Here is a 24,281-nt window from a genome sequence, read left to right as displayed (position 1 = left end):
TTCTGACATGGGAGGTGATGACGATGAGCGAGACGGCCAGGAGACCTGACATAACAGCAGGCCAGGACGACGACATCCGGGAACGGCTTCGAATGATCGAAGACAAGCTGTCTCTGATCATTGAAATTCTCTCCCCGAAAGAATCTGATGGTCCGACACTTGATGAAATCCTTGGCCGACTGGTGACACTGATCGCCGCGCAGAGCCCTCTTCTCAGGCGCATCGATCTTACGACTGGCAGGATCCTCGACATTCAGGAGGGCCGGACGCCCCGCACCTCATCGCCCGAGGAAAAGGACGGAACTGGCGTCTGATGATGACGTTCCGGAAAATTTCGGCTGAGAGCACCGGTCGCTTGATCACCGCCTATTTCACCCAAGAGCTATCGGATCCGGAACATGATTTCCGAACCCAGCCAGGAAAGGTTTCTGATGCGGACGGTGCCCGACTGACCAGTTATTATACTGGGCGCGATGGCCGCGCCTCGTGGCGGCCGGACATGAAGCCGGAGATCGCGGCGGTTCTCGGGATCGATCCCACTATACCGCCGAAAAACGGGCAGCTAAATCGCCTGTTCGAGGCAAAGCGGGCTGATGATGGCGAGGACTGGTCAAAGAATGCCCGCAAGATCAGTGCCTATGATCTGACCCTGGCGCCGCACAAATCGGTGACGCTTGCGGCCGAGTTTGCGCCGACCGAGGCCGAGAGGGCAGCCATCTGGCATGCCATTGATCGGGCAAACGACGCCACCATGCTCTATGTCGCGCGGGAAATCGGTTTCGCGCGGCGCGGTCATGGGGGCGAAGACGGTGCCAACCCGGGCGAGGTCGCCTGGGTGTCATTCCGGCATGATACCGCGCGCCCGACGGTCGAGGCGCGTGACGCGGCGACAGGCCAGACCTATCTGATCGATACGCCAGCAGGCGGCGATCCCCATGCCCATATCCATAATGCCCTGTTCAATGTCGTGGTTACGGAAGAGGGGCATGTGGGTTCACTCGACACGAAGCGGCTGCGATCGCGCGTTCACGAATTTGGAGCATATTTCCAGGCACAGCTCGCGGATGAACTGCGCAGGATCGGCATTGCCCAGCAATACGACGCGAACGAGCAGGCGACGGTTATCTCAGCCGTGCCACAGGATATATCGGATTTCTTCAGCAAGGGACGACGGAACGTCATCAGGGCGGCCAAGGATTACGCCGCGGCGGAAGGAGCGGACTGGGCGCATATGCCGATCGAACGCAAGCGTCGCATCCTGTCCATGGCCGGCCTGGCAGCCCGGCTCGACAAGGACAAAGGCACGAGCGACCATGAGATATGGCGAGAACAGGCCAGGCGTCTTGGCTGGGAGCAAAAAAGCCTGCTTGGCACGCCAGTAGCGCCCGTGGGCACCAGGGAACAACGATACGACATTGCCTATCGTTTCGCTGCGCGCCATCTCGCAAGGGAGTTTGAAACAGCCGCCGTGATCGATCACGACAAACTCAGAACGTATGCGGCCCGGGGCCTGATCGGCACCGGCATCGAGGGTGGGGTGAAGGACATTGATCATGTCGTGGCCCTTATTGAACAGCGTGGTCTCGAACTCGGCGGGGAACGGGTCTCGCTGATTCAGGAGATGCGCGGCGACAGGTTGAGGGTGACGAATTCCGCGCAGATCGCCATCGAGGAGGACCTCGCGATTCAGGCGGCTCGTGCGTCAGGAGACCGAAGCGGGGCGCTGTCGGACCGCCAGATCACGGAAGCGATCGGACGATCATCCCTCGACTTTGCAAGCGATCATGGAAAGACCCAGAAGGCCGCTATCTACGCTCTTGGCCGGGGCGGTGCGCTCTCCATGCTCACCGGCGTCGCGGGCTCCGGAAAGACGGCGCTGCTGTCTCCGCTGGTTGATGCGTGGAAACATGATACGCGTTATGACACGAATGGTCGCAGGGTTATCGGGATTGCCAATGCCTGGCGCCAGGCGGACGCATTACGTGAGGCCGGCATCTTTGACACAAGCGCTATGCTGCCTTTTCTGGCGCGGCTGGAGCGGGGTGACGTTGATGTGGACCGGAATACGGTGCTGGTGATTGACGAGGTCGGTCAGGTCGGCCCGCGCCAGATGCTTCGCCTGTTACAGTTGCAGCGCGATACTGGTTGCACGATCAAGGCGCTGGGTGACCACGAGCAGGCGCAGAATATCGAGGCAGGGGACTCCATCGAGATGCTGCGCCGGGTTCTGGATCCGGAAGACATGCCGGAGCTTCTGTCCAGTGTCCGGCAGGTATCTGCGAGAAATCGCCAGATTGCTGATCTGTTTCGTGGCGCAGAGCCGGAAGAGAGCGATCTGGAATCCCACGAGTTCAGGGGAGCTGCAGCAAACGCGCATACGGACGAGGAAAATGATGACGACGTCCGTAACAGGTTCCATCTGAAGGAAGTCCGGGACGCGATTGATATGAAACGAGCGGATGGAACGATCCGTCTGGTCGGTGGCGACCATGAGGAAGTCCTGCAGGATATTGCCCGGCTGTATGTGACGCGTCGCGATGCCCTGGTCGCCGAGGGTACCGGCCCGCGGCGTGGTCGGACCAAGACGATCAGCATGTCGGCGCTGACCAATCAGGATGCTGCCGATCTAAGTCGGGCAGTCCGTAAGATCCTACAGGAGCGCGGCGAGATCTCGACGTATGAAATCACCGTGCAGGCTATTGATCAGCGTGGCGAAACCTATGATCTCGCGATCGCTACGGGCGACCGGCTTCGGCTGTATCGTCGGACATGGGGCAGCGTGGATGGAAAGGGCGCCACGGTTGGAAATAACGGTGATGTGGTAGAGGTTCTGGCTCATGGCGATGTGGGGCTTCGCGTCCGCACGAAGGAGGGGCTTGTTGCCGATGTTGAATGGCGGCGGTTTCGTGACGCGAAGACTGGTCGGGTGTTGCTGGGGTTCGGACATGCCATGACGATTGATGCGGCACAGGGGCTTACTTCAGATGAGCATATCAACGCCCTGCCGCGAGGCGTTGAACTGGCAACGGGATTTACTTCATACGTCGCGGAAAGCCGGGCGCGTGGAACCACATGGACCATGATCTCCGATGGCGTGACGTTTGAGGCGGTCCGGAACCAGAGGCCGCTCGGGGATACCACGCCCATCACCAGTGACGACCTGTGGAATCACGTGGCAAAGAAAATGGCATATAAACCATATAAATCCTTGGGCACGGATCTGGTTGCCCGAACCCGCAAGGCCCGGGATGCGAGGATCCGGGAACTGATCGTGCTTGGGCGCATGCAGGAGACACTGACGAAGTCAGGTCGCCCCTATGGAAGGGAGATTATTCTGGAAACGCAGGCGCGGCAGGCCGAGCGCCTGCATAAGGCGCGTCTGGCCGAGATCGACGCCAGGCTGCAGGTCATGATCAGGAACGCACCAGCGGTCATGACGGGTGCAGAGCAGACGCTTCGGAGCCAACGGGCCGCCCAGGTGCTGGGCAGGCGTCCCCCTGTGCCATCTGCGTCGCCAGGTGCCGCCAGCTAGAGCGTCCGGCTTTCTGCTGTTTTCACCCGTATCTGGATCCCGCTGACAGTGTGCCATACCGCGACAACATCTCAGATCTGACGCACGCTTTGGTCATTTGCGCAACGAAGTCGGCTGCGTATCGTTAGGCAGGCGGGGAGTAGCAGATAACAGGCCAATGATGGACGATGTGTCTTTCCGGGGAGATCCTGATCCGTTCGACTGCTGGTTGAAGAACGAATTGCGTGCCCGGTTCAATGATGTTGTGCGTGAACCGATCCCTGAAAGTCTGCTGCGCATTATTGGCGCGACTGAAGCTTCCGGGCATGTTCACACCTCAAGACCTTCCTGGGCCGAGGAGGAAGCTGTGTCTGAGTGTTCTGCTGACACTGGCTCCAAATAATTTCGTATCGCAGATATGGCGTCTTGATGCTGGGCAGGAAACGGGTAACAGGATTGCCGTAGAAAGCAAGAAGTGTTGACGGTCAGATAAAATACAGATGAGCAGGCGAAGGATCCTATTGGATATCTGCTCAAGAGCATACCTGTTCTGCAATCTGCCAAATCGTCGAAAACGTCGAGGACTATTCCCAATAGCGGTGTTATATACAGGGCCACAGTTTTTTCGTCTGTTAAGGTGATGGACAATGCCCGAAGAACAACAAAGACAGCTGGCGCTGACCGTGGAAATCATAACTGCTTATGTATCGGAAAATAAAATATCGCCGGACGAACTTATCAGGCTGATTGGGACTGTTTACAATTCATTGTCCGTCCCGACTACTTCGGGCGTAAAAGAACAGATACCTGCCGTTCCCATCAAGCGGTCCGTATTTCCGGATTATATCATATGTCTTGAAGATGGGAAAAAGCTGAAAATGCTCAAACGGCATCTGCAGGCATCCTATGGCATGACGCCTGAAGAATATCGGCGGAAATGGGGACTTCCGTCTCATTATCCTATGGTCGCTCCCAATTACACAGCACGCCGATCGGAACTTGCACGAGAGATTGGACTGGGGCGGGATATAACGTCCACTGCCACCAAATCTGGTGATGAGGGCACGACAGAGCCTGCATTGCCTGACAGGCCGCAAGGACGCCGCCGCGGTAGAAAGAAGGCCGTCCACTAAAAGGGGAACGCGCCGCCGGACCGGGCGGCGCGGCGATCTCCTGGCTTAGGAACGCAGCAATATGCGAAGGCAGAACTTCTTCGCTACGCCGTAGGGTGCCGACTGCGGCTGTTCCTGTTTGACCGGACCATGATCCAGTTCGGGGCGTTACGTCGATAAATCCGGACGAAAGATGCCTTTTATACAATCCAGGTTGCGGATTGCGATCCTAAGCCCTTGCGTTATGCACCTTGTGGAAGAATTCAGTTCTCAGTGAAAATCCATAGGCGATGACTACAAAGTTGTGCTCTCACGAGGGCAGCCTGCCTTTTCAGCTCGGACAATCCTTTTTCAGATCCCATATCTGGTGACGGACAACTTTCTACTTATCACGGTCGGTCCACGCGCAATCATTCAGAGAATGAACGCCTCAGCGCCTCAGAGATGGCGTTCCAAAGCCTGAATTTTTCGATCATGGGATATTTTTTCTGAATCTTGCCGCTTGGTATGAAATGAGTGTCCCGTAATGACCGGATGATGCGGTCGGCATCCATATCCGGCATTTCAACAAGCTCCTTGAGTGCCTGCCGGGCATTATGGTGTGACCGGAGATATATGGCTTCCTCTTTCATGTGGTGCTTGATGGTCATCTCTAGTGCTGCGCTGAGATAGATAACGTGGGGGGCGAAATTGATATAGCGCCAGGCCGGTCTCGCCAGATCAGGGTTCGAGAAGTCAAGATTGGATTTTATCCCATCAGGATAGGTCTTCATGTCACGATCGAAAGAGACATGATCCGTGATCTGTCGCATCAGGGGTTTTGAAACCCTGTCCAGAATCTGGTCGTAGTTTCGCCTGCTCGTCGGGTCTCCAATGATGGTAGCTGAGATGGGAAGGATGATCTGGTCGGGGATGGCGCCGTCCCGCTTGAGAACGTCGTTTATCAGGAACCGGTGTACACGGCCGTTCCCGTCAGAAAGAGGATGGATGTAGACGAACCCGAAGGCTGCCACGGCGCTGCGCATGACAGGAGACTGTCCTTCAGTCCTGTCGAGGAAAATTTTTAATCCCTCAAGCATATCGGCTACGTCTTCTGCGGGAGGCGCGAGGTAATGAACAACATTCTCATACCTCATCGTGTATTCTCCAACGAATACCGGTGACAGCCGCAATCCAAAATGCTCGGTTATTGTGACGTCACCGAGGATGTTGCGTTGCAATTCGGCAAGGTCAGTATCTGTCAGGGGAACTGCCCCTTGTCCGGTTCTCGTGGCGAGTACGTGGCTGAAGCGCTGGATCCGGTCAAGTTGATGCTCCTCGCCTTCAATGGTGAAACTTGCCTTGCTTTCACGATTTGTCAGCCACACTGCGGCCCGGGCAAGCATGCTCTCGCCGAACTCCTGCACCAGTTCACCGTAACCGGCAGATACGTCCATCTCCGCAGCCGTCTTGAGTTGACTGGAAAGCGGGATAAAGGGACAAAAAAAGCGGTTCCCGGGCATGTTGTCACGGACGCGCCATCTGCTGACGTTGCTCATCTTGTCCGGAGAAGCTGTTACCTGAAAAGATGCATCCAGGGCGGAAACGTAGTTGCCGCCGAGGTCGACTGGCGGCAGGAGCGTTTGTCCGGTGACGAATTCATAGAGAAACGATGCCCGTCTGGCATATTGTCCGGTCGGTGCATTGTTTATCCACTCCTGGACAAAACTTGGTCCGGTCTTCGCAAAGACGCGCGCCAGCAATTCAAGGCTGGTGGGTTCGTGTCGCAGATGAAACTGCAGATGCGCGGCTGCGGCGTCGGCCGGACGCATGTTTTCGGGATACGTCTCGATGCTGTATAAATTATGATGACTGCTCGACCGGCGACTTCCAAGCTGGCTTTTGACAGCCAGTCCGCCGAATGGCTCTGCATCATATTTCAGTGCGAGCCACATGCCGCCGATCGGGTCTGCCATTGGAATTAAATTCCTGCTGAATTGTCCAAAACCGTTTATTGATGCTTAAAATCGCATATAAACGGTGTCTTGTGTAAAAAAATATATATATGAACAGCCTTAGCTGCGCGTATTGTCCAGCAACTCTGACTGCCATGTTCGGACGCAGCCAGATCCAGGCGGTCTTCATTGTCGTACATAAGTGGGTTTGCCTTTGTCGGCCCCATATGTCTGGTGATCGAAGCTGCCCGTGCCGGAGCGACAAACATGCGATGTAATTGCCGTGTGCCGATGGGATTCATGATGTCCTGCCTGGGGAAAAGCCAGCTACCAGAATGCATCACGTCCTGCTGGCGTTCGGCCTTTACCACTCCTGCAGCAAGGACGGCAGGTCTGCCGGAAGCAGGGTGTTCCGGTATCGTGCACCCTTGTCCCGTTTGATCTGGAGTAGCCGATGCGCAAGATCAGGTGAGTGTCCGGGTGATGAAGAAGCTCAACGCCGACAGGGTGGGATCTATGGTCGATGTTGGCCTGCCCGTCTCATTCTGGGCGATCTGGAACTGGCGGACAACCTCGGCCGTTGCCGTATAAGGTGACCGGATCAGAAACTTGGAAGCTACACTTTGCGCTGTTTCTGGTGTGCCCATTTCTGTGCCCGCATTGGATCGAACTCCCGGATGTAGAAACCAGGTTCAAGCCAATCATCATCAGTTTTCGACGGCCTTCTTCAGAACAACCGTGATAATCGGACATAAAAAATGTGTGGAGAGCCGTCCATGCAGTTACGCTCGAAGCATCCCTTCGACGCGCGGGTCACGCGTGTATTCTTTCGTCACTTCGCCTTTGTGATCAATAATTCCCATTCGCTGAAGCGCCGCATGAGCAGCCTGCTTGCTCCTGGTGTTCGCAAGAGTCTGCTTTCTGATTGCTGCCAAAACAACCTGACGGGAGTTCGTCTTCATGTCTCTAATTATAATGCTGCAGACCGCAGAAGTCTCGATGTTTCATATCAGCGTCCTGGATGAAACCCGCATTTCTCATTCCATGCGCGGTGTCCAATGATGTGGTCCCGATAGGGTTCGGTTGCGTCGACAAAGTCTGGAGCCCAGTCAAGCCGGATGAAAGGCATTGTCTGGCGTGATCAGCTCAGCGTCGCTCCTTTCTCGCGGGCGGAAAGGCTGGAATCCGGCTTGCCGTTGTTGCATCCCATGACCACCATCCGCCTGCGCCGAAAGTCATGTTGTAGTAGTTTTCCTTCCCGGCTCGTCTGGCAGTGTAGGCTTCGTCCGTACGGCCGAAAACTTCCATTGGATATCCGGCACTCCGTGCCGTGTCCTGCAGGATGAAGTCGGGGAAAACGAGATTCCGTTCCGCGTCGAAACGCAGTGGTTTTTCGAATGCGCGTCCCGCCGCCACGAGGGCGTCGGCTACGGCCAGTTCATGACTGCTTTCGAACGGCAGCATGCTGCGAGAGACGGTCATCAGGGCACCGGTCCTGACTTCCGCCTGGATCCAGCCCGTCCATCGGCTATTGGGGGCTATGATGTTTCGTGCCGTCACATAGAGCAGCGCTACAACATGCGCCTGCCGCGCCGCTTCGGGCAGGGCGAGCGTGGCTGCCGCCAGTTGGTGCGACCGGGCAAGACGGTTCCTCTCGGCTGCAGGCACTGTCAGAAAGCAGCGGTAACCGTCGCGCTGACCGTTCAGGGCCATGGTGAAATTGCCCCTGGGATCTGGTTCCAGAGCCTCCACAAACCCGATCAGGAACAGATGGTTTTCCTTTCCTTCCGTCCGGACAATGGCATGGAGACGCCGTCCGAACTTTTCATGCCCTGGGGCAACAGGGCATAGAAGATCGGAGATCAGTCTGCCCTGCGCCCGGATCCGGGTTCCGGCAGAGGCGATCCGGCCCAGGGCAACCGTCGGTGTGCGGTGTCTGGCAAATTGCGGTCGCCATTCGGTCAGCCCCGCCCGTTCCCACAGGAGATGGAGCAGCCCGAGAGGCGTCATTCGACGCTGTCGCGCCTGTCCGGGCCGATCTGAAGCAGGCAGCGGCGTGTCATCGACTGGCCGGGGTGGTCCCTTGCGGCGCAGGCCGATCGACAGGGTCACAGCGACATCCCCATCCTCACCCTCGCGAATTACGCTATTTACATAGCTGGCGCGCCCACTTTTCTCCGGATCAGGCTTGTAGAAGGGGCATGTCTTTTCATGAAGTGGCCCTTCATTTGGCCATACGGCGAGGTGATAACTGTGACTGTCCGCCCGGTAACGGATCTGTAGAGGCAGTGAGGCCCCGCGATGCTGGCACAGGCATCGCGCCTTGTCAGAACGCTCCGCGCTCCAGCTCTCATCATATTTTGCCTTCAGGCGGCGTCCCCAGCGCTCCGGGTCAGTCCGGCGCCATTCGAGCTGGAACCTTTCCCCGCCGGGAAGGATGATGATCGTGCCGGTCATGCCGAGGTTTTTTCTCGCAATATCCTGATCTGGGCGAGGATTTCCTTCTCGGTCATCCCGGTGCTGGCCGCGCTCTCCTTCGGTGCGCCTTTTGTCATCGCGTCCCTGACACCCAATATAAGCAGTGCCTGACGCCGGGCTACACCTGGCTGCCGGTCCACGCAGCGTTCAATAGCCTCCAGGCGTCCAAGCAGATGACCGTCGATGGGAGGTATGGTGCGGGGCGGTGTCTGAAAACCGGGTTTCGGGGTGGAGGCAGCATCACGCAGCATATAGGAGAACGGTGTCAGCATGTCTGTTCTGGCTGCGTGTTCGTTCCCTTCATCGTCATTGGCGGTCGCAACCCGGCATGGTGCGGCGGCGACTGCTGCACCAATCTGTGCAAAATTGCGCAGGATGTCTTGAGAACCTGAACCGAGGCGGTCGACTGCGTCCTGGAGTGCGCAAACATCCGGCTCGTCGTGTGCCGTGGTCAGTTCAGACTGAAACAGGCTGCCTTCGATCGTCGCGAGGAGGGCGAGCAACTGCTGGTCCGGGGGCACCCGATTCAGGTCCAGCGGCGCTGCAAGCATGACCGGCTGGGCCATGCGGATCGCGCCTGACCGCCCATTGACGGCGGCAAAGAACGTCTTCGAATGGACGATGCGACCGGCATACATCGTTATGGCCTCGCCCTCGATGAGCGACTGAAGGTCTGCCCAGGGAATACGGGCGACTTCCCGGACTTCGGCACCCCGTCCTTCCCGGTAACTTCCCGCGGAGTTGCCTTCAAAATGCGTGGCCTGACTGACCTCGATCCGATCGGACTGCTTTTCGATCCACTCGCGCGTGCGCATGGCATCCTGCAGGCGCATGGCGTGGGTAAGGTTGGCGTTGCCGAGCAGGGTAAAGGCTTTGTCGCCGATGCGTGTCGTGAGACCCGGAAGATCCTGAAACCCCAGCCAGAACATGCAGTTCAGGCCGCGTCCCATGGCCAGCTGCCGGTCCATGCCGTCCGTGACGTAGGCGGAGAGTTCATCGTAGAAAAAATGGAACGGCGCGTCGCCGCTGCCTGCCTTGAGCTTGAAGACCTGCTCGGCGGGGCCGTCGAGGCGGGCGCCAAGAAGCTGGGCCATGACGCCGCGACCGGCCGCGACCACGATCTTGCCCAGTCCGGCCAGCGTATCCGAGGAATTCTCCAGCGCGGGCAGCGTGACGACGAGAATGCGGCGGTTCAGCACCACATCGCGCATATCGATGTCGGGCGTCTGGGCGCGGAAGATATGCCCGAGACTGACGCCAAGCTGCGTGAAGACCCGGGTGAAATACATCTTGGCGTAGCCATGCTGTTCGCTCGGTTTGTTTTCTTTCTGTTCATTCCACGCCAGCGAGGAATCATACCCCGGCAGTTCACCCAGATAGGCCTGAGCCGGATAGAGGATATCGTCGGGAATTTCGGGAACGCTGATCTCAATGGGGTGATCGGAGCCGGGATTGCGGATCAGGAATACGCGATGCCGGGCCAGCGTGCCGATCCAGCGTAGTTCCATGGCATAGCGCATGGTCTCGATGTTGATCGGCACGCCGTGCGTGTCGCGCATCCAGGTCAGCACCGGCGCGATCGTGCCGGCAAGGCCGACAGCACGATCCCGAAAGACGCCGTTGGCGTCGTTGCTGGAAGGCTCACCAAGCTGGCTGACCAGCATTTCACGGATGGCGTCGGCATTGCCGGTCGCAAACGGATTGAACGTATTGGACTGGCGGATGCCGCTTGCGGTTAGAAAGTTGAGATTGAGCACCTGGTCGTCCAGCCCGAAGCGGCGGGCAAGCGCCAGCACATCGCCGTGGACCGTGTTGTCACCCTTGCCGTCAATCAGGATAAACCCGGATCCATGCGCAAGCGGATTGGCGAGCAGGGAGATGGCGGATGTCGTTTTGCCCGCACCGGTCGTGCCTGGCACGGCGGCGTGCTGGCGCCCCGCGTCGGATGAAAGCCAGAGTTGCTGGCCGGTCAGTCCGTCCGTTCCAAGATATATGATGCCTGCCGCCGTCCGCGGCCGACGGGTTTTGGGATCAAGATCGTGTTTATCCTTCAGTCCGCAATACCGGGGCAGATGAAAAGGCAACACGGGTTGGCGGGTCATGACCCAGAGCGTCAGGCAGAGGGCGAGGGGAAAGGTGATCCCGACGATCGCGGGAGCCAGCACGCTGAGCCCTGCCAGCATCATGAGAGCAAACCCGGAACTGCTGGATTGCAGCTCTTCGGCGATCCGGACCGTGAAGGGACGCGTATCGCGATAGGTAGAGCCGTGTTTCAGTTGCTGGTGGACCTGCGGTCCGCCGGTCTCGCGCTTCACCATGCGTCAGTCTTCCAGCCCAAAAGGAGATTTTCCGGTGTCGATCGTGGGCGCCACGGGAGCGGTTGGTGCCGTGGGGGAGACCGGCGCCGTCGGCGCTGTCTGCGCGCCACCTGGGGGTTGCGGATAAGTGACGACTGGCCGCTGCGTCATGATGCGTCGTGCGGCATCGATTTCCGCGCTCGCCGGGTGACCGTCGGGATTGTCGACCACATTTCCATCGACCGGCATGCGCGCGCCCGGGACATAGGTTGAGCGGACCCCTGGCGCGCCTTCGTCCGTCATGGGCGCACCGGAGAGTGGGGGTAGAATTGCAGGCGGCCGTAGCATGCCAGCGGGCCCCGTGTCGGGAACAGCGCGGTCGGAAACCATGGCCTGACGTGTGCCGATGATCAGGATGGCGGCCAGTCCTCCAGCGATGAGCGCGGGCAATGCCTTTTTCAGGCGCCAGCGCCGTGCTGCTGCCGCTTCTGGTAAAGTGGCTGCCGCATCGTTTGTCTCCGTCTGCCCGAAATCAGATCCAAGATGGAAATGGAGCGGCTGTAAGCCTGTCCCGTCGAGTTCAATGGTGATGGGCGCCCGGCCATCAGCGTGCAGGATGATACGGGTCATGGGAAGATCCTTGTGCTTCGGGCATCGGGCGCAGGATGGCGAGCGCGTTCTCAACCGCAGGGATGTAGATCGGACGCTGGTAGCGCCGTTCTTCGCTCCAGTGCGCACGCGCGCCGGCGGCCTCGATGCGGGGATTGGGATGAAGGTCTTCGGCCGGGATTTCAGCAGGAAAGCCGAGTGAGTGCAGCGCGTACCACAGTGATCGGTCGATAAGCTTCACGATGGCGAATGAGGAGGGCGCGAGTACGCCCGCCTGCCGCCGGGCCTCGTGCAGCAGGGTCATGAGCGCGGTCACGCTCCACCCACTGCGTTCGCAGACCGTATCCATACAGTTTGTGATTTCCTTGTCCTGCAGGGCAGAACGGACGCTTCGCACAACGGACTCTGGCACTGTGAGCGGCGCCAGCGGACCATGGGGACCATCAAGGCCGACGTCGGCCAGACCGGCAGAGAGTTCACCAAGCAGGGCGAGGGCTTCCCGGCGCCTCTGGAGGTAGTGCATCGCAAAGGCAACGAGAAGCACCTGTTCGACAGGGGATGCGGCGTTGATGCTGGACCAGTGGCGGCCCAACTGGCGTGTGAACGCCTCGAGCGCGCCGGTTTCACTGTAGCGGTCCTGTGCATCGACAGCGAAGCGCGCGCCCCATTCGGCACGTGTCAGGGCCGGGTCTGCGGGCAGGGGATTACCATCCGTGGGCGTTACAAGCCTGTCCAGTCGGCGTCGGACGAAGCCTTTCAACGTCGGAAACATTTCTGCCTGGACTGCGATCAGACCTTCCAGATCGAGTGCCTTTGCAAAACGGCCGGGGGCAGCACGCCACATGCATAACCCGCCCATGAGCGCAATCACGATGGCCACCGGCCATTTCAGGGCATTGCCCAGGATCGCAAGTCCATAATAAAGCTGGATCGCCCGCACCAGGTCCGGTCGATATTGCGCGGCCTGCAACTGGAACCGCAGGCGCATCAGGTCGGGATCGGACGTATGCAGCAGGTTGATCTGCCCCAGCATGACCCGCAAATAGAAGGCCGTGATCTGCGTATGCCACAGGCTCCAGGCCATGTAGCTGAACAGCAGGACCCCGACGATGATGATGATCGAGGAAAAGAGCAGATAGTCATCGCTGGATGACCATGGGACGCGGCTCGTGCTCATGAGTGATCGTCCCTGCGGTTTTTGGCCATCATCGTGAGGGCGATGTCGTAGAAACGCCGGAGATACGCATCGCCGTAGCGTGGGGTATGGGAATGGTAGAAGGCCACGGCCTGCCAGAGGTCACCGTGTGCTTCCTGCATCGCCTGACCAAGGATCCAGGCACCTGCCTCGATATTGGCGCACGAACTGTCGCGCAGGGCCGCATATGTTTGCGCGGGCGTGCTGTGCCATCGCCTCGCGATGCGATCGACCCATATCGTGTTGACCTGCATCGGCCCGAGATCCGCCGTGCCGTTACCGTTCGGGCTGACCATTCCGGGGCGGCCGGCCTCGACATAGAGGAGGACGAGCAGCACGCCACGGGGCACGCCGGAGATTTTTGCCGAAGCCTCCAGACAGGCTGCAATCTGGCGGCCCTTTTCTTCGATGCTCGCGGCGCGGGCGGTCGTGCTGGCGGCAAAAAGGGGAAACACCCCGAGTGCCGCCAGAGCGAGGCGAGGGATCATGTCGCCCCCTGCAGGGTCGGCGCGACATCGGCGATCCGGCCATGGGCTTCGCCCCAGAAGTCGATCAGATGATTGAGGACCAGCGCGTCGTCCATCTCCGCAAGCCTCATCGTGACATCGATCAGACATAACATCACGACCGTAAATGAACCGGCGCGCACCGTGCGTACGGCATAGCCGAGCGCGCTGTCGGGCGTCCTGCTGACATCAAGGGCAAAGCCCGTCCCTGTCAGTTCCAGCCACAGGGCTTCGGCACTGATCAGGAAAACGGGCAGATAGGCTTCAGGGTGTGCCGCGTCAGCCGGTGATACGACCACCCTTTTTCCGGTCCCAGGGTCCAGCAGCTCAATCGGCTTGCCGATTTTGGCCAGAAGCCGTGTCTGCGCCGCACTGATCGCCGCCAGATCGATCGCGCTCATGAGAACCGCCTCCTTTGCCATGTCGGCAGGGCGGTGCGGACCGGCCCGATGAGGAAGCGTCGCATGGAGCGTATCGCGGCCGGCAGCGTCAGCCCGAAAAACGAGATCGTGCCGAAAAACACCACGCCGAAGACCCCGATCAGCAGGGTCGTGAGGCTCCAGTGTGTCACGGAGATGAGAATGGGAAAACAGCTGCGGGCATCGAGAATGAAAACCCGGACAGGATAGGCCGTTGCACGCCACATCACGCGTCTCTCCTTTCTTCCGCCAGAGCGGTGTCTTCGGTGATCAGATCGGTATCAAGCAGTTTGCGGATGGCTCTGCCGAAGGACTGGCCCTGCGCCTCGACCGCATCGGCCACGACGTCAGGCCAGTCCGTTGGCTCGGTTCGGGTCAGCTTGCGGCGCAGATCACGGTCGAAGGTGAGGAATTCGCGGATCGCAACACGCCCCCCGCCCTTGCGGGGTACAAGACGCTGGTTGATGCAGAACCGCAGTGCCTGAGCGAGGGCCGAGACGAGGTTGTCACGTTCCGAGGGCGGACAGAGCGCGATCGCGCGCTGGATCATGAGGGAGACGCTGTCTGCGTGTAGCGTTGTGCCCAGAATACCGCCCATCATGGCGATATTGATGGCTGCATTCATGGTCTCGCCGTCCCGACATTCCGTGATGATGCCATCGCTCATCTCGCGGCGTGTCAGGCTGCGGGTGAACGTGGGAAAAGTCAGGGTAGGAGGGCGGATCTCCGTCTGGCTGATCCGCGAACCTGAAGGCGGACGCAGGTCGTCCAGCAGGAACTCGATGGGCTCCTCGCCGGTTGCCATGTCGCAGTATACGGTCGGGTCCATGAGTTTTTCGATGGCGAGCCCGAATTGCAACGTGGTCTTTCCGGAACCGGTTGCCCCACCAAACAGGACCATGCCGCTTTTGAGCCTGTTCGTGTCCCGGATTTCCTGTTCGACCATCTGCTGGTCAAGGCTGGCGGGGCGGGCGGGGATCGGACGCATGACGATGTGGACGCCACTGCCCCGCTTGACCGAAATGGGTGAAAGATTGATCCGGAAACGTAGATTGACCTTGCGGTCCAGTGCCACGCTATAGGCTGTATCGAGGATATGGCCGACACCAAGCATGGCCATCCCGTCAGAGGCATAGACATGGCCGACGATATCCGCCAGCGCGAGGGAGTCCGTCGCTTTGCATGTGGCATAGCGGATCACGCCGTGCACCTTGATCGTGACCGGGTGGCCCGTCTTGATGTCGATGCGCGAGGCGCCGAGGCCATGCGCCCAGCGAAGCAGGGAGTCCAGCCCCGGTGCGTTACGCCGTCGTTCCTCGACCCAGGCAAACGCTTTCCTGCCTTCATCCGGCCAGCGTTCGTCGGTCGTGATGGGGATGGTGATATTCATCGGCAATGCTCCGGATAACCGTAATCGCTTCCGCGCCGGACGTGGCCCTGAAGCCCCGGCTGGCTCGCGATCCGGATCGTGCGGTCATTGAGGTGGAGGGTGTCTCCTCCTCCCACGGCGTCCTGGTGCTCGAACACGACGCGTGGTTCTTCGACGCGCCCGGCGTTCAGCAGCACCCGGTAGCGGGCCATGCCGGTAATGTCGCGCTGCAGGCGCGACAGATCGGAGAGGAAGATCTCGGTTGCCTGCTTTTCTCCATCTGCCCAGCCTTCGGCCACCCACTGGTTCCAGTGTGACACTTCCGCCTTTGTGCGGGGCAGGGCCGCGGCTACCGGGTGATGCGGTTTGCCCCATGTCCGGACGAGATACGTGCGCCAGTCCGGGGGCGCGGATGTCAGTTGTGCCTCCCGGGTGATCTCGAAAACACATTCTGTCTCGTGCGCCACCTGGCCGGTGTCATTGAGCGCGAAGGCCATCTGTGCCTCGGTGACGATCGGGGGCTGCATGAGGGTCTGGCCACTCCCGATCGGAAGCACGATCGACCGGAAATCATAAGTGGCGTCGAGTGTCTCCTCATGGCGCCGCAGCATCTCGTTGATGGCGAATGCCCGGGCGGCCAGACCGCCCTGCGCGCCGTAAATATGCGCGGCCTCCCGAAGCTGGACGATTCGACCGGGTTTCAGGTCATCGCCTGGCTCGTCATTGGGGCGGGTGTTCTCAAGGGCCTCAAGAGAGGGGGGCGCTTCGCCGCCAACCACCTCGTCGAGCGTTGAGGCCCCTGTCACCGGTTTATTGATGGGATTGGCAAGGGCGGGGTCAGCCCCGTCCACCTGATCCGCACCCGGCTGGGGCGGCTGTGGCTCCGGGACCAATGTGCCGCTGCGGGCCGATGGCGGGGATGGAGACGATGTCGGTAGCCGGACGTGCTGCCCCTCCTCAATGACAACCTTCCCCGTGGAGACAGACGCCGCATGGGTCGGGCTACCTGCGGCCGTCACGACGATGGCCGAAGATAGAAAGAGCGCCATCTTACGCATGCCAGGCCACCGTTATCGCGTGGTGAAGCGGGTCTACCTCGACCATGGCCTGATCTCCGGCCTGATCGCCCAATGTCCGAAGGATATCCGCCACGGCGGCAACGCTGTTGGTCGCGACGCGCATTGCTCGGGGATGGCCGGTGACAGTCACGCTATAGCCAATCTCCTGGCCAAGTTTTGCGACGGCCTTGCCCAGCGGGCCGTCCCACACGAACCAGATCCGGCGGGTCAGGTCATCGGGGAGCGGGGGTTGGTTGGTAGATGCAACGACCGGAGACGGGCGGATGCTGCCAAGTTCCCGAAGATCAGTCGTGGTCTCTGCTATTGACCGCTGCAAGGCCAGTTCAGGATTGGCCATGCCGGTCGTCGCAATGGGAGAAGGTGACGACAGGCTCTGCGCACAGGCGTTGAGCGCCATGGGCAAAAGAAAAATGAGCAGAGAATGTTTCATGAGCTTCTCCGGATAATGGGAGCAGCTTCGAAGATCATCTTGCGACTGCTACAGCAAAAATTGGCTGCGTTGCTTTTTCTTTCATGCAGGCCCCGAGAACAGATTCGTGTCCTCTTTTGGGGTATGCTGTCGCCGGATTGACGCGCAGAATTGCGTGGGACAGGAGCAACCCTTTTCTGTTTTCGGCTCTGAACGTGAGGGGATCACCGGCAGCCATCCATGTTGCTGACAGTCCTACCAAGCATCTGATGTGCGCTGAACAATCTGTATCGATGAGACACAATGAGGTATGTCGATGATATGTAGCCGAGAGGGTAGAGTGCAGGATGAAGATCATCAGAACGGCCATCGTGATGGCGATCATTGCAGGCACGAGTGCCTGTTCGTCCACGGGTGATGCTTCCATAAAAAAAACAACCATCGCGGAAGTTGATCAGAATATTCATGATGGTGTGACAACTTCATCCCAGGTGCGTCAGATTTACGGTGAACCGGGGCAGAAAACCTATGAAGATGGCTATGAGGTCTGGATTTATAGTTTTACGTCCGGCAGGGAGGATGGTCTTTCAATAGCGCAGGACGTAGTCGGACTTGGCATGCTTGGAGAAAGATCAAATAACAAAAGCAAGATGCTGACTGTTGTGTTGAGTAACGGGATCGTGCTGAAGCATAGTTTTGCCACCTCGCATTTCAGTTCCAGCAGTGGCTTGAGGTAGTAATATCGCAGGCAGTTAATGGTTTGGTATGAATGTATTGATCTGGGTAAGGCATGCAGCCGGGGCTGACTATAATCAAGACGTGTGTCGCAGAACTTAAGTTGGAAGAAACCCCCTGCATGGTCCGTAGTAGTGAGTCGCGGTAAGTGCGTATTCGCATGTCTCCTGATCAGAAACACAGCTATACGCGCTCCAGACGTATATCCCCCTTTAAGTCACTGCATTGACGGGTAAGCGGTCCTTTTGGTGACGAAACCATGGGACCATGCGGCGGATGGCTTCTTCAATCTGGTCCGTTGCGACCGCAAAGCTGAAACGGATGAAGTATTTCCCGTCTATGGGGTCGAAATCAATGCCCGGTGCTGTCGTAACACCCGTATCCAGCAACAGGCGCTTGCAAAACGCCATGCTGTCATCCGTCAGGTGCCGGATATCGGCATAGATATAGAACGCTCCATCTGGTGGCGCGATATGGCGCAGCCCCATTTCGGGCAGGGCACGCAGCAGCAGGTCACGATTGCGCCGGTAGGTTTCCATATGCCCTTCAAGCTCATCGCGGCAGTCGAAGGCGGCAAGGGCCGCGTGCTGGCTGAGGGCGGCGGGCGGCAGGAACAGATTACCCATTCGCGCGCGGGCGGCTTCCACCTTGGCTGGCGGGACAACCAGCCACCCCAGCCGCCACGGCGCCATGCTGAAGTATTTGGAAAAACTGTTTACCACCAGCGCATCGAGATCATATTCCAGAATACTGTGCGCGCGTTCGCCAAAGCTCAGGCCGTGATAGATTTCATCCGATATGATGCAGATCCCGTGCGCGCGACAGACGTCAACAATGCGCCGTATTTCATCAGGAGACAGGATGGTACCGGTGGGGTTGGCGGGACTGGCCAGGATCAACCCGTCGGGAGCAGGTTCAAGCGCGGCAATGGCGTCGGGGGTCAACTGGAAGCGTTCTTTTTCCCCACATGGAATTTCAACCGGTTTCATATGGAGCGAGCGCACGACATTGCGGTAGGCCACATAACCCGGTCGCGCCATGGCTACATGCGCGCCGGGCACAAAACTGGTCATGAGCGCCAGAACCAGCGCGGGTGATGCGCCACAGGTCAGGATAATCTGTTCAGGCCGGAGCGAAACGCCATATGTTTCGTCATAGTGCAGGGCGATCCGTTCCTTCAGGGGCTGGCTTTCCCAATAGCCCATGGGGTCGGTCGCCAGTATGTGCTGGGCGCGTTCGATCGCCGCGCTTGGCGCGCCGGTGGAAGGCTGACCAAATTCCATATGAATGATGCTGCGCCCCTGTGCGGCCAGTTCATGCGCCAGTGCGCTGATGGACAGCGCGTGGAAGGGATCGATTGGCGGCACAGGCATCATGACCTCGAGGTGGAGAAAATAGACTTATAGGGCGATGATCGCCCTGCGACCAGAAACTGCCTCTGGAAATCAGGCGGTCTGCCCAGCGTTTTCTACGCGACGTGCCAGTTCCTGCCAGGAACGTGTTGTGAAGGGCAGAGGCTGGAGTTTGCAGAATTCCATATATGACTGTATAAGGCACATTATCTGTCAAATATGAGTGATAGTAATGGGCTCACCAAAATCCCGCGCGGCTCTTGAACGACTGGGGCGTGACCTTCGTGGCGCGCGCCTGCGGCGCGGCATAGCGATAGCCGACCTAGCCGCTCGTGCCGGCACGTCAGCAAGTTCCATCGCGCGCCTGGAAAAGGGAGACCCGGGTGTGGGGATCGGCACTCTGGCTGACGTGCTTGTCGTGCTTGGTCTTCTGGACCGGTTGGCCGACCTGATTGATATCCGCAAGGATGATCTGGGACTGGCGTTGGCTGCTGAACGTCAGCCTCGTCGAGGCCGGTCTTCTGCGACCACGTTACGCAGGCAGCAGGATAAGGATAAGGCCACGCATGGGGGAGCGGATGTTATTGATATGGACGGTGCTTCGTTCTGATGCCTGATTTCAGCGCCCATGTCGTTCTTGGCAACAGCCTGACTCCCGTGGGTCAACTGCGTTTTACGCAGGCAGGTCCACGGCAGTTTTCGACCTTCACTTATGATCCGGCCTGGGTCGAGAATTCTCGGGCCTTTGCCATCCAGCCAACCTTTCCCCTTGGCTCTGGGCCGTTTCATGCAGCTGGCCAACCAGGGAACGTGCGCGATGCCCTTGCGGGTGTCTTTGCTGATGCTGCGCCCGACAGTTGGGGGCGCAGGCTTCTCGAGCGTGCCTACGGTAATGGGCTTTCCGAGTTTGAATATCTCACACTGTCGGATGACGTATGTCGGCAGGGTGCGCTTCGTTTCGCCGATGATAACGGAGAAATCATTCGTGGCGGCGCCGATGACATCATACCGCGTCTGGTCGATCTTGCCGCTATTACGGCTATCGCGCGGGCATATGAACAGGGCAAGGACATATCCGAAAGGGATATGCAGGCGCTCGCTGGTGCAGGTGGTTCGGGTGGGGCGCGACCGAAGGCCAATGTTCGGGACGGCGATGTGCTCTGGCTTGCAAAATTTACCTCGGTTCACGACCAGTGGCCAATAGAACGTATTGAAGTTGCCACGCTTCGTCTGGCAAGAGCATGCGGAATCCGGACGCCAGAGGTCAGGCTGGAACTGGCTGAAACGCCGTTTCCTGTGGCTCTGATCCAGCGGTTTGATCGGCGTGGGGCTGGCCGGATTCCTTATATTTCGGCGAGGACTGCTCTGGGGAAAACCGGAACGGAACTGGGTTCCTATACGGAGATTGTCGATTTTATCCGGACCTATGCCGCCGATCCCCAGGCAGAGTTCCGCGAACTCTTCCTGCGTCTGGTTTATACTATTCTCGTGTCAAATAAGGACGATCATCTGAAAAATCACGGATTTCTCTATGTGGGCGCTGGACACTGGCGGTTATCCCCCGTTTTCGATGTGAATCCAGCACCCGACCGTAACCCGCATCTGGAAACGGCGATACTGGAGGGCGGTCCGCATGATCGGTCCATCCGTCTGGCACTGGAGGCGTGTGAATTCTTCGAAATTACCCCTGCTGAGGCCCGGCAGATGATCCGCGTGACAGCGCGGCGAATTTCGGATGAGTGGAGGCCTGTTCTGCGAGAGGTTGGTGTTTCCGGGGCGATGGCGCGTCATTATGAAGCCGCCTTCATAAACGATCAGATCGGGATCGCGCTAACGATCTGATAGTCACATATGACTGATAATATCGTATAATATGCCAGATTCGACACATAAATTTGTCGAATCTATCCCTGCCAGACGCCGCCGCGCTATTGATCGAACAGCATGGTCAACATCATTGTGTCCGCAATGATCGGGATGTGAGGCCGTCAGGAAAATATCGGTCACCTTCTACCCAATGGTAAATTCGAGTTCCGATTGTTCATCAATGGCGCGCAGGGTTTCATACAATCCTGCGGCCACGCCTCTACCTTCCACGATCTCATCCGCCAGTTCATCCAGAACGCCGGCAAACGCTTCATCGGTCGCGAGACCGAAAACATTCATGCGCTCGCTTTTTCTGCGTTCGATCTCGCTGTTTGCTGTTCCCGAGGGAAATACGGTGGCGAGCATCCGCAGGGCTCGGGCAAAGTGGATCCGTTTGTAAAGGCGCGAACGGAGCGCCGTGTCGCCAGGCGTCGTCGAGAAAGACCAGAGTTCGATTGGCCCCAGGACGTTCACCAGAAGCTGTTCATACTTTGCTTCTCCGGCCGACATGTCCACGAAGAACGGCGCACCATTCTTTGCCGGTCCCGGCAGTGCGTTGCGGATCACATAGGCGCTGGCATCGGACAGTTTAAAGCGTCGGATAAGGCTGTCTGCCGTCTCCTGATCACCGCATTTGAGGACCCATCGGGCGGTTGATATCTTGTAAAGGTCCTCGCTGAAATCGGTATGGTTCTGTGAAATGAAGGCGAGTTGGACGTTGTGCTTGCGCCCCTCGCGGCCGTCGCGGACAGCCTGCTTGTCTACCTGGGGCGCTGGTTCGGTACGGTGCCACTCATCGAAGTCGACACGCTTCGTCGTTTCATACATCTCAGTGAAGCGGGCGAGATGATAGTCCCGCATGGACGGGGGCATATGCGGGTCGTCGGCATAATCGGGATGGAGAAAGAAATTCCGGGCCAGGATATGGCGGCCAAGCATATACATGAGCGCTGTCTGGCGGTTGGCCGCGGGAGAGCCGGATGGTGCCACCTCGGCAAGATCGAGAACGATCACGCGCGCGTCCCCCATATCCAGCCTTGTCGGGGACGCCAGCATGGGAAAATTCTTGATCACGTTCATGATGTAGCGATCAAACGTGTCGATCAGGCTTTCTCCAGTTTCCAGGGTGATCTTGGAATAGCGTTTTTCGATTTCCGGGCTGCGGGCCGCAATCAGCAGATCCTGCAGGACTGGTACGGCATGGCGCTGGGCAAAACCTGCAAGGCGGTATTCCCTGAGATTGACAAGGGCATCGACGACATCCCGCCACCATGTCGGATCGTCCTCTCCCGCATGGTGGGGCAGGCTGATGCCCAGCGATGTTATTGCGGCATCGACGTCGGGCTCGATCCCCGGAGTGTAGATTTTAGGCGTGCCCCCCTGCACCCCGGTGCAGAGGCGGTAGGCTTCATCAATCACGTCCTCTACCAGATGGTCCATGCCCTCCCACGGCCTGCCATCCAGCGGCGTGGCAAGGAGCGAGATGAAATTCTGCAGGAAGACGCGCTCGAGTGGCAGGGGATATTCCAGCCCGACCTGGGTATCGAAGACATTGACCTCGAAGCCCGGGATTGCCTGCATTTTGACGTAAACCGCCTCGTGCTGGCGTTCGGGGCCAAGCGCGTTGCGCAGCATCTCGATCAGTCCGCGCGAGGACGGCCCGATATCGAGCTTGCCGATATAGGGGAGCTTCGTGCCGTGGCTGCTGATCGCGGCGCTGCTGAGGATCAAGCCCAGCAGAATGGTATTGGCCAGAACGGATTTTCCGCCGCCAGGCGGAGCTACGATAATGTCTACGACGGATGGGCGTAGCCCGCCCCCGGTCGGATCATAGGGCCAGATTGAACCATCGGGTTTGCGGAAGAGAATGGATCCCCTCTGCCACGGTGACGCACTGCGTGCCCACGGCATCATGGAGAACGCATCACCGACAAGAGCGAGCGATGAGGTCGCAGTCGAACCGAGCGCCAGGGCAGGGACAGAACCCATGGCCGCTTCCAGCGGATCGCCAGAGATCCGCGTTGTCTTGCTGTTGCCCCACGCATCAATTGCCTGGGAGAGATCCGACGCCTGCCGTCGCAGCTTCGCCTCTGCTCCAACCGGAGCCCAGGTTGTGGCGGTCATGCGCATCCGCACGGAATTATGGTTGTTTTTCTGGCGCTCCAGCTTGAGTGCGGCAAACGCCCGTCGAATGTCGCTATTTCCGGGGAACATCGCCAGAAACCCGGCTCCGGCTTCCTTGAAGCCGAAGGCGGCGCGGCCGCCACCCTCCAGGATCATGGCGCTGCGCCACGGCAGTCTCTTGCGGCCAAGCACGCTGGAGAGTTCGGAAAACGGGCGCGGATCCTCTGGGCCAATCGTCATGTCGACCGGGGCGTATGTATAATCCCCCACGGTCACGAGCTGTCCGCCTTTCGTTTCGGCGTCGGCATTGAAGATCTGGTCCCGGATCGCTGGCCAGAGCAGGCCCTGCGGATGTGGCTGCGGGTCATCCAGATCGTCCGGAAGCCGTGGCATTACCCGGTCACCCAACAAGGTCGGTTTCCAGGCGGAGCCCGCCGTTTCACGATAGGTCGCTTCGCGCGCGACCTGCAATGCCTGATGTGGACCGAGGAATTCGCAGGAAATGTCGAACCCCTGCAAGGCTGCCTGGACGCGCGAAATGAACGATTCATGACGGGCGGCCATAATGTCGGAGCGCAGGGCAAAACGTTGGGTATTGCCCACGCGGGGAAACTGGGAGGCAAGGGTCCTGCGTTCCTCTGCCACCTGTTTGCGGTCCTCACGTGTCAGCACGCTGGGCCGGGTCCACAGGACGTAACAGGTGGCCTCCCAGCGCATGACGTTTGGCCAGCGCCGGCGCCTCTCTTCGATGACGTCCGAAAGGTCCGCTCCGATCTGTCGGGCTATGGACCGGCAGCCATTGAGGCTCAGGCGGTCAATCTCGATACCTGAGCGCTCGGGATCGGAAATATACCATCCCACAATGGCATGGCCACGTTCTTCAAGGAGACCCTGCAATTCGATACGCTGCTGCTCGGCGAGCGCTTCCACTTCCTGCCGCGTGCACATGCGACGCAGGCCATTGATGCGCAGTACGGAGACATATTCACCGCGTTTGGTGATGAGATGGTCCCCGTGCGTACTTTCCACATCGCAGAATGAGGCAAGGGGCTGGCGCAGCCCGAGGCTGATGCCGGCCAGCAGACTGGAAAGAATACCGCCCATTGATATGATCCTGTCATGTCATGACCGGTTGGGGATCGGCATCAAGCCATTCCCTGGTAATCCCCCCATTTTTAGTGGGGTGCTGAATGAGAATTCAGGCAGCTGTTTTTAGTTTCTGGGCGGGGGTTAGCCCGCTGTTCCCCATGTTGGGTCTGTCATGGTTATATGTCCAGAGCCATTGT

General features: G+C 58.9%; 19 protein-coding genes. 6 read left to right on the top strand and 13 right to left on the bottom strand.

All coding sequences use genetic code 11. The annotated features are described in order from the left end of the window. Positions 1-92 precede the first annotated feature (92 nt). The 3 genes from F1542_RS15850 (at position 93) to F1542_RS15840 (ending at position 4,644) form a co-directional block, all read left to right on the top strand. Positions 93-314: a hypothetical protein gene (locus tag F1542_RS15850; RefSeq protein WP_232272588.1), complete on the top strand. Its 222-nt coding sequence runs from the start codon at positions 93-95 to the stop codon at positions 312-314. Beyond that, entirely contained in the window at positions 314-3,532 is a 3,219-nt protein-coding gene (mobF, locus tag F1542_RS15845; RefSeq protein WP_193733890.1) for a MobF family relaxase, read from the top strand. The genes F1542_RS15850 and mobF overlap by 1 nt, the downstream gene beginning before the upstream one ends. A gap of 626 nt (positions 3,533-4,158) precedes the next feature. Continuing rightward, positions 4,159-4,644, top strand: coding sequence for a MucR family transcriptional regulator (locus F1542_RS15840; RefSeq protein ID WP_193733889.1), 486 nt, complete (start codon positions 4,159-4,161; stop codon positions 4,642-4,644). A 389-nt stretch (positions 4,645-5,033) separates the two neighbouring features. Here the strand turns inward: F1542_RS15840 and F1542_RS15835 are convergent, their stop codons facing one another. The 11 genes from F1542_RS15835 to F1542_RS15785 all read right to left on the bottom strand — a co-directional run bounded on the left by F1542_RS15835 (position 5,034) and on the right by F1542_RS15785 (position 16,939). Continuing rightward, positions 5,034-6,578 (bottom strand): Fic family protein, encoded by a 1,545-nt coding sequence (locus tag F1542_RS15835; protein ID WP_193733888.1) that lies wholly within the window; start codon positions 6,576-6,578, stop codon positions 5,034-5,036. A gap of 1,125 nt (positions 6,579-7,703) precedes the next feature. Then, positions 7,704-9,014, bottom strand: coding sequence for a DUF1173 family protein (locus tag F1542_RS15830; protein WP_193733887.1), 1,311 nt, complete (start codon positions 9,012-9,014; stop codon positions 7,704-7,706). After that, positions 9,011-11,353: a type IV secretory system conjugative DNA transfer family protein gene (locus F1542_RS15825; protein ID WP_193733886.1), complete on the bottom strand. Its 2,343-nt coding sequence runs from the start codon at positions 11,351-11,353 to the stop codon at positions 9,011-9,013. The genes F1542_RS15830 and F1542_RS15825 overlap by 4 nt, the downstream gene beginning before the upstream one ends. A 3-nt stretch (positions 11,354-11,356) precedes the next feature. After that, complete coding sequence (locus F1542_RS15820) at positions 11,357-11,962, bottom strand: hypothetical protein (protein WP_193733885.1); 606 nt, start codon at positions 11,960-11,962, stop codon at positions 11,357-11,359. Further along, a complete protein-coding gene (locus tag F1542_RS15815; RefSeq protein WP_193733884.1) occupies positions 11,937-13,118 on the bottom strand; it encodes a hypothetical protein in 1,182 nt (393 codons plus the stop codon). The genes F1542_RS15820 and F1542_RS15815 overlap by 26 nt, the downstream gene beginning before the upstream one ends. Next, positions 13,115-13,624, bottom strand: a complete 510-nt coding sequence (locus F1542_RS15810) for a lytic transglycosylase domain-containing protein (RefSeq protein WP_193733883.1) — start codon at positions 13,622-13,624, stop codon at positions 13,115-13,117. The genes F1542_RS15815 and F1542_RS15810 overlap by 4 nt, the downstream gene beginning before the upstream one ends. Further along, a complete protein-coding gene (locus F1542_RS15805; RefSeq protein WP_129552106.1) occupies positions 13,621-14,043 on the bottom strand; it encodes a hypothetical protein in 423 nt (140 codons plus the stop codon). Before F1542_RS15805 ends, F1542_RS15810 begins: the two co-directional genes overlap by 4 nt. Beyond that, entirely contained in the window at positions 14,040-14,288 is a 249-nt protein-coding gene (gene icmT / locus F1542_RS15800; RefSeq protein WP_010511855.1) for an IcmT/TraK family protein, read from the bottom strand. Before icmT ends, F1542_RS15805 begins: the two co-directional genes overlap by 4 nt. After that, positions 14,288-15,451: a type IV pilus twitching motility protein PilT gene (locus tag F1542_RS15795; protein ID WP_193733882.1), complete on the bottom strand. Its 1,164-nt coding sequence runs from the start codon at positions 15,449-15,451 to the stop codon at positions 14,288-14,290. Before F1542_RS15795 ends, icmT begins: the two co-directional genes overlap by 1 nt. After that, the gene (locus tag F1542_RS15790) at positions 15,448-16,488 is read right to left on the bottom strand and encodes a type IV secretory system conjugative DNA transfer family protein (protein ID WP_172155697.1); all 1,041 of its coding nucleotides are present in this window, start codon (positions 16,486-16,488) and stop codon (positions 15,448-15,450) included. Before F1542_RS15790 ends, F1542_RS15795 begins: the two co-directional genes overlap by 4 nt. Continuing rightward, positions 16,481-16,939, bottom strand: coding sequence for a DotD/TraH family lipoprotein (locus tag F1542_RS15785; protein WP_039998412.1), 459 nt, complete (start codon positions 16,937-16,939; stop codon positions 16,481-16,483). The genes F1542_RS15790 and F1542_RS15785 overlap by 8 nt, the downstream gene beginning before the upstream one ends. A gap of 326 nt (positions 16,940-17,265) precedes the next feature. Between F1542_RS15785 and F1542_RS15780 the strand changes: the two genes are divergently transcribed. After that, positions 17,266-17,655 carry a hypothetical protein gene (locus tag F1542_RS15780; protein WP_007396668.1) on the top strand — a complete coding sequence of 130 codons (390 nt, stop codon included), beginning with the start codon at positions 17,266-17,268 and terminating at the stop codon, positions 17,653-17,655. 210 nt (positions 17,656-17,865) lie between these two features. Here F1542_RS15780 and F1542_RS15775 read toward each other — a convergent pair whose 3' ends face one another. Next, entirely contained in the window at positions 17,866-19,026 is a 1,161-nt protein-coding gene (locus F1542_RS15775; protein ID WP_172155752.1) for a pyridoxal phosphate-dependent aminotransferase, read from the bottom strand. Positions 19,027-19,237: 211 nt separating this feature from the next. Here F1542_RS15775 and F1542_RS15770 point away from each other — a divergent pair, with 211 nt between their 5' ends. Together F1542_RS15770 and F1542_RS15765 are read left to right on the top strand one after the other, a co-directional pair. Next, complete coding sequence (locus F1542_RS15770) at positions 19,238-19,615, top strand: helix-turn-helix domain-containing protein (RefSeq protein ID WP_019087395.1); 378 nt, start codon at positions 19,238-19,240, stop codon at positions 19,613-19,615. Beyond that, a complete protein-coding gene (locus F1542_RS15765) occupies positions 19,615-20,847 on the top strand; it encodes a type II toxin-antitoxin system HipA family toxin (RefSeq protein ID WP_019087396.1) in 1,233 nt (410 codons plus the stop codon). The genes F1542_RS15770 and F1542_RS15765 overlap by 1 nt, the downstream gene beginning before the upstream one ends. Before the next feature lie 168 nt (positions 20,848-21,015). On the opposite strand, the gene F1542_RS15760 is transcribed toward F1542_RS15765, so the two are convergent. Continuing rightward, positions 21,016-24,099 (bottom strand): secretion protein, encoded by a 3,084-nt coding sequence (locus F1542_RS15760; protein ID WP_014106826.1) that lies wholly within the window; start codon positions 24,097-24,099, stop codon positions 21,016-21,018. Positions 24,100-24,281 lie beyond the last annotated feature (182 nt).

Source organism: Komagataeibacter sp. FXV3 (assembly GCF_015155755.1).
Classification (GTDB): domain Bacteria; phylum Pseudomonadota; class Alphaproteobacteria; order Acetobacterales; family Acetobacteraceae; genus Komagataeibacter.
This window is presented reverse-complemented; position numbering and strand designations above follow the sequence as displayed.